At 50.6% G+C, this 934-nt stretch carries 1 protein-coding gene; it reads left to right on the top strand.

Annotated features, from left to right (window positions below; all coding sequences use genetic code 11):
- Positions 1-92: 92 nt before the first annotated feature.
- On the top strand, positions 93-934 hold an 842-nt coding region (glnS, locus tag ACTHS3_RS15240; RefSeq protein ID WP_440368399.1), incomplete at its 3' end, for a glutamine--tRNA ligase.

Below are 934 nucleotides of genomic sequence, written 5' to 3'. Positions count from 1 at the left end.
AATTGAGCCATCATTCCATTCCTTTCAGACGGCCTGATTGAATGCTCAGGCCGTCTGAAAACAGAAAATCATTTTCCCATCAAAGAAATATTATGTTGAATAAAGACCAATTCGCGGACAACCATTTCATCCGCACCATCATCGAAGAAGACCTCAAAAGCGGTAAACATACAGCCATCCAAACCCGCTTCCCGCCTGAGCCGAACGGTTACTTGCACATCGGCCACGCCAAATCCATCTGCTTGAACTTCGGTTTGGCTTATATTTACGACGGCTTGTGCAACCTGCGTTTCGACGACACCAACCCTGAAAAAGAAAACGAAGAATACGTCAATGCCATCAAAGAAGACGTCGAATGGTTGGGCTTCCATTGGGCGGGCGAGCCACGTTTCGCTTCCAACTATTTCGACCAGCTTTACGACTACGCTGTCGGTTTAATCAAAGACGGCAAAGCGTATGTCGATGATTTGACGCCCGAAGAAATGCGCGAATACCGCGGTACGCTGACCGAAGCAGGCAAAAACAGCCCTTACCGCGACCGCAGTATTGAAGAAAACCTCGACCTGTTCACACGCATGAAAAACGGCGAGTTCCCCGACGGCAGCAAAACCTTGCGCCTGAAAATCGATATGGCGGCAGGCAATATCAATATGCGCGACCCCGTCATCTACCGTATCCGCCGCGCCCATCACCACAACACCGGCGACAAATGGTGCATCTATCCGATGTACGACTACACGCACTGCATTTCCGATGCTATCGAAGGCATCACGCATTCCTTGTGTACACTCGAATTTGAAGCACACCGTCCGCTGTACGACTGGGTGTTGGACAACATTCCTGCGCCGCACGCCACACGTCCGCGCCAATACGAGTTTTCCCGTTTGGAGCTTCTGTATTCCATCACGTCCAAACGCAAGCTGAACCAACTGGT

The sequence above is a fragment of the Neisseria sp. P0009.S007 genome, assembly GCF_051962515.1.
The sequence above is the reverse complement of the archived record's forward strand: the minus strand, read 5'-3'. Positions and strand labels throughout refer to the sequence as shown.